Genomic DNA, 5,555 nt, shown 5'->3' on the forward strand with positions numbered 1-5,555 from the left:
CGACGTCCTGCCCCAGCGCCCGCCCCTGCGCTACGGCGACCTGGAGCTGGACGAGACGACGTACTCGGTGCACCGCGAGGGCCGCACGGTCCAGCTCACCCCCACCGAGTACGCACTGCTGCGCTTCCTTGTGCGCAACGGCGGCCGGATCGTCCCCAAGGAGCAACTCCTGCGCCACGTCTGGCAGTACGAGCACACTCCGCCCGAGTCGACCGTCGTCGAGACCTACATCAGCTATCTGCGGCGCAAGCTGGACACCCTGGGACCGCCGGTGATCACCACCCGGCGGGGCGTCGGATACGGGCTCGCATGAGTCTGCGCCCGCTCCGTCGCCGCCAGGGCGTCCACTCGCTGCGCGGCAAGCTGACGCTGGCCAACGTGGCCCTGCTGGCGATCGGCATGATCGCGGCGACCGCCGTGAGCGTGATGGGCATGCGGTACTACCTGCTCGACCAGATCGACGCCGAGCTCATCAAGACCCGGGACTCGCTGGGGGGTTCGCAGCTCACCCTGCGGCAGATCGACTCGCTGGGCATGCTGGGCTTCGTCCGTGACCGGCTCATGCGCGCACCCGAGGACGAGGAGCGCTCGCCGGAGACCGTCTTCGCGGCCGTCGACGCCCGGGGCGAGCCGGTCGGGATCCTCGGCTTCGATCCGACCGAGGCCCAGCGGGGCCTGGCGAAGGCGGTGGGCGACCCGCGCGCCCTCGCCGCCGACTCCGAACCGCACGACGTCACCCTGGAGGGCTCCACCTACCGCGCCACGGCGGCCCGGCTCGGCGACGGCAGTTACGGCCTGCTCGCCGCGCCCACCGACGTCCTGCACCAGGGCGTCGCGAAGGCCGTCAAGCTCGACCTCGCCATCGGCACCCTGCTGCTCGCGCTGCTGGCCTGTCTGACGATGTTCAGCGTCCGGCGCCGGATGCGGCCGCTGGAGGACATGGTGGAGACCTCGTCGGCGATCGCCGAGGGCGACCTGACCCGGCGCATCCCCTCCAGCTGCGAGGCCAGCCTGGAGGTCGAGCAGCTGCGGGTCGCCCTGAACTCCATGCTCCACCAGGTCGAGTCGGCGTACCGCACGCGCGAGCGCAGCGCGGCCCAGCTGCGCAGCTTCGTCGCCGACGCCTCGCACGAGCTGCGCACCCCGCTGTCCGCGATACGCGGCTACCTCCAGCTGTACGACAAGGGCATGCTCTCCGACCCGGACGAGCGCAAGCGGACCTGGACCCGGGTCCTGGCGGAGACCGACCGGATGGGGCGGCTCGTCGACGAGCTGCTCACCCTCGCCCGCCTGGACCAGCAGCCCGAACTGCGCTTCAGGAACGTCGATCTGAGCCGGCTGGTGCGGGACGCGGCCGAGGACCTGCGGGTGCAGCAGCCCGACCGGCCCGTCGAGGTCGCGGCCGAGGGCTCCCTGCTGGTGCGGGCCGACGAGTCGGGGCTCAGACAGGTCCTGGGCAACCTGGTGGGCAACGTGCGCACGCACACGCCCGCCGATGTGCCGGTGCGGCTCGGGGTGGAGCGCGAGGACGGGGTCGTAAGGCTGTGTGTCGCGGACGAGGGTCCGGGGCTCGGCGAGGAGGACGCGGCGCGCGTCTTCGACCGGTTCTTCCGGGTCGGCGGAGGCGCGGGCAGCGGGCTCGGTCTGGCGATCGTGCAGGGCGTGGTCCGGGCGCACTGCGGAGAGGTGGCGGTGCGGACGGCCCCGGGCAAGGGACTGGCGGTGACGGTCACCCTGCCGGTGCGGGCGTGCGCGGAGCAGTGAGGCCACGCCCGCGACCGCTCACCCGGCCGTCACCGGGGCCCACGCGGTCCTGTCGTGCCGGCCCCGGCTCACATCCCCACGCGGCGGCGATGTCCTCCACCGGGTGCGACACCGGCAGGACCGCGTCGGGCTCGGGGTCAGATCCAGTTGAGGCGCCAGAGCCTGAAGACCCCGGTGCCGTCCGAGAGGTACTGGCCGCCGCCGACGTCCTCGCTGGTCACGACGTAGTCCTTGGCCTGCCACAGAGGGATGACCGGGACGTCGCGGGCGATCGACGCCTGGACGTCGCGGAAGTCCTGCTCGGCCTCGCTGCGGTCGGCGTAGCGCTGGCTGTCCTGAATCAGACGGTCGACCTCGTGGCTGCTGTAGCCGGTGTTCATGGTGCCGTCGGTGCCGACCAGCGGGGAGCCGTAGGTGTCCGGGTCGGGATAGTCGGCCACCCAGCCGACCGCGTAGGCGTCCAGCTTCCCGGAGGCCCAGCGCTTCTGGAAGTCGGTCCACTCGTAGCCCTTGAGGGTCACCTTGAACAGGCCGCTCGCCTCCAGCTGCTTCTTGATCTCCTTGGCCTCGGCGGCGGCGGATCCACTGGTCAGGCCGTAGCCGTAGGTGAAGCTGACCGGGGTGGTCACGCCGGCCTCGGTGAGCAGGGCGCGGGCCTTGTTGACGCTGGGCTCGGAGTAGGTGTCGAAGAACGACGTGGTGTGGCCGGTGATGCCGGTCGGGATCAGCGAGTAGAGCGGGTCGACGGTCCCCTCGTACACCGAGGCGGCCAGCTGCTCGCGGTTGATCAGCCAGGCCATGGCCTGACGGACCTTGACGTCGTGCAGCGGCTTGCCCGCGCGGGTGTTGAGGTAGAGGTTGCGCACCTCGGAGCTGTCGGCCTCCGAGACACGCTGGCCGGGGTCGCTCGGGTTGAGTCCGGCGAGGACGTCCGGCGGCAGCTGGCGGTAGGCGACGTCGAGCTGCTTGGACTTCCAGGCGGCGTTCAGCTTGTCGGAGTCGCCGTAGTAGTCGAGTTCGACCGGGCGGCCGGTGCTCTTGATCTCGCCCTTGTAGTCGCCGTTGGGAGCGAGGACCGCCTTCTTCCCCTTGGTGTAGGACGTCAGGTGGTACGGCCCGGTGCCGTCGACGCCGTCGCCGGTGCGCAGGGAGGCGGCGGGGTACTTGGTGCTGTCGACGATGGCGCCGGCTCCCGTGGCCACCTTGAACGGGAAGGTCGCGTCGGGCGAGGACAGCCGGAAGGTGATGGTCCGGTCACTGACCCCGACCGACTCCAGGGTGTCCAGCAGGGCGGCCGGGCCGACGTCGGAGTTGATCTTCTTGACCCGGTCGAAGGAGTACTTGACGTCCTTGGCGGTCATCTCGCGGTCGCTCGGGAACTTCAGGCCCTCGCGCAGCACACAGCGGTACGTGCGCAGATCACTGCCCACGAAGCCACAGCTCTCGGCCGCGTCCGGGACGGGCGTGACATTGCCCGGCTCGAAGGCCAGCAGTGATTGGAACACGTTGTTGAACAGCGCCCACGAACCCGCGTCGTAGGCGCCGGCCGGATCGAGTGAGGTGACCTCGTCGGTCGTCCCCACCTTGATCGCCCTGCCCGTCTCCCCGTCGGACGGAAGCAACTGCCAGCCGCCGACTCCCACGACTCCCAGAACGAGCAGTGTCGCGAGAATCCGCATGCGAACCGATCGCATCGGTTTGCCCTCCCCGGACCCCTATGGGTCCCAATGCACATGCCACCCCCTAGTGGCGCGGATCACCTAATCACAGGTGTTTCACCTGGGGGAAGAGGGATTTGTCGAGTTGGGCAAGACGTTACCGCGAGGGGTTTCGGCCATGTTTCACAGCGCTCTCACAGCCTCTTTCCGGCGCGGATCCTCCCGGCCGCCGTTCAGGTCCGCTTCGACGCCAGTTCGATGACCGTGATGTCCGACGGGGCCCCCACGCGCGTGGGCGGACCCCAGGCGCCGGCGCCGCGGCTGACGTAGAGCTGGGTGTCGCCGTAGCGCTCCAGACCGGCGACCGTCGGGTTCGCGGCCTCGGCGAGGAGGTTGCCGGGCCAGAGCTGACCGCCGTGCGTGTGGCCGGAGAGCTGGAGGTCGACGCCGTGGTCGACCGCGTCGTGGATCTGGACCGGCTGGTGGGCGAGGAGCACGCACGCGCGTGCCGGGTCACGGTCGCCGAGGGCCTTGGCGAAGTCGGGGCCCTGCCCCTCGCTCTCGCCCGCGATGTCGTTGACCCCGGCGAGGTCGAACCAGGCCAGTTCCGTACGGTCGTTCTCCAGCGGGCGCAGACCGAGCCGCCGTACCTCCTCGACCCACTGCTCGGCCCCGGAGAAGTACTCGTGGTTGCCGGTGACGAAGAACGAGCCGTGCCGGGCCTCCAGCCCGGCCAGGGGGGCGGCCGCCGGGCCGAGGTCCTTCACACTGCCGTCGACCAGGTCGCCGACCACCGCGATCAGGTCGGGCTTGGTGGAGTTGATGGTGTCGACGACCTTCTGGGCGAAACCACGGCCCAGCACCGGGCTCAGGTGGATGTCGCTGACCACCGCGATCCGGTAGCCGTGCGCCGCGCGCGGGAGCTTCGCCAGCGGGACGGTGACCCGCTTGACCCCGGGCCCGCGCAGGACGCCGTAGGTACCGAGGCCGACGGTCCCCACTGCGGCCGCGGCGGCGGCCCCGGCGACGACCCGGGAGACGAACAGGCGACGGGAGGGCGCGGCCACGGGGGTGGAGGCCCCGGATTCGAGCGGCTCCCGGGACGACGGTCCGCCCTGCTGCGGCCCCATGGACGCTGATCCGCCCTGCCGTGACCCCTCGTGCCCTGATCCACCCAGGCCCGGCTTCGCGACCGGCGCTCCCGCCGGCACCCGCTCCGGATGCGTCACGGCGGCCACGGCCGGCTCCCCGCGCCGGTCCCGGCGTGCGAGGAGACGCAGCAGCAGGGGGCGTACGAGTTCTCCCGCCACGACCGCGAGCAGCAGGTACATCGACAGTGCCAGCCACAGGAAGCCGGGCCAGGCGAGCACGCGCTGGAGCCAGAAGGGGGCGCCGGTGCGCTCCGCGACCAGGGCGGCGATCGCCAGGACCCAGCCACCCCCGATGAGCACCGCGCCGGCGCGGCGGGCCCGGCCGGGGCCGCCGGTGGTGTCGCGGAACAGGCGACGCCACAGGTACCAGTTGGCCGTCACGAGGACGGTCAGGGCGAGCAGTGCGAAGAGGATGACCACGGTCTGCTAACTCTCCGGGGTCGGCTGTGAGTTCCGGCGCAGTGCACGCACTCCGCGCAACCCGATGAGCCCGACGACCGTCCCCAATACGAAGGAGACGACGGCCAGCAGCAGGTGCACCCAGAAGTACCCCGTCGGGTCGCCCGCGTCGTCGAACGCGAGCCCGCTGGCGTCCTTGACGAGGTTCTTGACGAAAGTGATCCAGATGATCCAGCTCCACACCCCGAAGGCGAGCAGGAACCAGGAGACGGGGCGGCTGAGCTTCATGGGTCCAGTATCGCGGGCCGCCGCCCGGTCCAGCGGCCGGGGTGGCCGGGGCGCTGGGAGTTCACCGTCCGCGGCATGTACGTTCCTGAGCGTGTCCGCACCCCTGAAGAAGACCGCCGGGCGAACCCTGCTGGTCACCTCCGCCGCCCTGTCCTCCCTCGCGCTGACCGCGCCCGTCGCCCATGCCGCGCAGAGCGCCGGTTCTCCTGATCCGAACGAAGTCAAGGTCTACCGCGCCGAGGTCACCAGCGGGCAGGTACCCCTGCTGCTGGCGGCCGGGCAGGACGGCCACGAA

Annotated in this window: 6 protein-coding genes; 3 read left to right on the top strand and 3 right to left on the bottom strand. The window is 71.1% G+C overall.

Annotation, left to right across the window (positions count from 1 at the left end):
- Together EHS43_RS35880 and EHS43_RS35885 are read left to right on the top strand one after the other, a co-directional pair.
- Nucleotides 1-313: winged helix-turn-helix domain-containing protein (locus tag EHS43_RS35880; RefSeq protein WP_148104170.1), on the top strand; the 313-nt coding region annotated here is incomplete at its 5' end.
- Nucleotides 310-1,764, top strand: a complete 1,455-nt coding sequence (locus EHS43_RS35885; protein WP_125194796.1) for a HAMP domain-containing sensor histidine kinase — start codon at nt 310-312, stop codon at nt 1,762-1,764. The genes EHS43_RS35880 and EHS43_RS35885, both read left to right, overlap by 4 nt.
- A gap of 137 nt (nt 1,765-1,901) precedes the next feature.
- Here the strand turns inward: EHS43_RS35885 and EHS43_RS35890 are convergent, their stop codons facing one another.
- The 3 genes from EHS43_RS35890 to EHS43_RS49045 form a co-directional block, all read right to left on the bottom strand.
- Nucleotides 1,902-3,458, bottom strand: a complete 1,557-nt coding sequence (locus EHS43_RS35890) for an ABC transporter substrate-binding protein (RefSeq protein WP_125194797.1) — start codon at nt 3,456-3,458, stop codon at nt 1,902-1,904.
- 197 nt (nt 3,459-3,655) lie between these two features.
- Nucleotides 3,656-4,993, bottom strand: coding sequence for a metallophosphoesterase (locus tag EHS43_RS35895; protein WP_125194798.1), 1,338 nt, complete (start codon nt 4,991-4,993; stop codon nt 3,656-3,658).
- A 6-nt stretch (nt 4,994-4,999) separates the two neighbouring features.
- Nucleotides 5,000-5,260, bottom strand: a complete 261-nt coding sequence (locus tag EHS43_RS49045) for an SCO4848 family membrane protein (protein WP_007384221.1) — start codon at nt 5,258-5,260, stop codon at nt 5,000-5,002.
- 91 nt (nt 5,261-5,351) lie between these two features.
- Between EHS43_RS49045 and EHS43_RS49050 the strand changes: the two genes are divergently transcribed.
- Nucleotides 5,352-5,555 (top strand): hypothetical protein (locus EHS43_RS49050; RefSeq protein WP_369009066.1); only part of this gene is annotated, 204 nt, incomplete at its 3' end.

Origin of the sequence: Streptomyces sp. RP5T, from assembly GCF_003933965.1 — a bacterium.
Lineage (GTDB): Bacteria > Actinomycetota > Actinomycetes > Streptomycetales > Streptomycetaceae > Streptomyces.

What these genes read in the sequence shown, in the direction of transcription:
- EHS43_RS35890 (WP_125194797.1), bottom strand. Translation starts at nt 3,458, where the DNA reads ATGCGATCGGTTCGCATGCGGATTCTCGCGACACTGCTCGTTCTGGGA.
- EHS43_RS49045 (WP_007384221.1), bottom strand. Translation starts at nt 5,260, where the DNA reads ATGAAGCTCAGCCGCCCCGTCTCCTGGTTCCTGCTCGCCTTCGGGGTG.
- EHS43_RS35885 (WP_125194796.1), top strand. Translation starts at nt 310, where the DNA reads ATGAGTCTGCGCCCGCTCCGTCGCCGCCAGGGCGTCCACTCGCTGCGC.